This window comes from Marilutibacter spongiae (genome assembly GCF_014145325.1).
GTDB lineage: Bacteria > Pseudomonadota > Gammaproteobacteria > Xanthomonadales > Xanthomonadaceae > Marilutibacter > Marilutibacter spongiae.
Map to the genome: position 1 here is coordinate 1 of NZ_JACHTF010000052.1, position 606 is coordinate 606.

At 59.1% G+C, this 606-nt stretch carries 1 protein-coding gene; it reads left to right on the forward strand.

Translation table 11 applies throughout. The features are described from left to right. Positions 1–284: 284 nt before the first annotated feature. Positions 285–521, forward strand: coding sequence for a hypothetical protein (locus tag H4F98_RS16665; protein ID WP_182688943.1), 237 nt, complete (start codon positions 285–287; stop codon positions 519–521). Positions 522–606 lie beyond the last annotated feature (85 nt).

Genomic DNA, 606 nt, shown 5'->3' on the forward strand with positions numbered 1-606 from the left:
CAACGAGGAGCGACCCAAGAAGGTGCTCGGCGGACTGACCCCGAGCGACTACGCCAGCCAGCTGGCATCCGCTACGATTGATCCCGGACTCTAAACCGCCTTGCTACTGAAGGCGGGGGGACGTCGCTCGTCATCCAGATGCGGGACCTCTCCGGGCGAAGTCACGAAGGTCAAGCGCACGTCAAAAAAAGGGGTCAGGTTCATTTCTTATGATTGACGCTGAAGAATGTACCTGACCCCTTTTATATCTTTTATCTCAGGGTTATCGGTTCAAGGGGCGTGGGATGCAAAACCGGATCTGGACAGGGCTGCTGACTTTGCTTGTCGGCGTCACACTGGGCCTGACGGCACTGCCATTGCGTGCAGGAGAGGGCGACACCCTGGGCATTCCCTTTGTTGCGGAGATCCGGATTGACGCCGCTGGCAAGGGCGCGGTGGACGATATCCTCAGGCGGGATCGGCGCAAGCCCGTGGCATTGGGTAACCCCCCCATTTTTAGCTGTTGCCAAAAGTGGAGCTAAGCGGCCATCGCCAGTTTCATGGCCGGAGTGATGCCGCCGAGTGCCATGTTGGGGCGCTCGTGGTTGTACGTCCATAGCCATCGCG

Excerpts from the sequence above, each read along its gene's own strand:
- H4F98_RS16665 (WP_182688943.1), top strand. The coding sequence starts at position 285 with ATGCAAAACCGGATCTGGACAGGGCTGCTGACTTTGCTTGTCGGCGTC.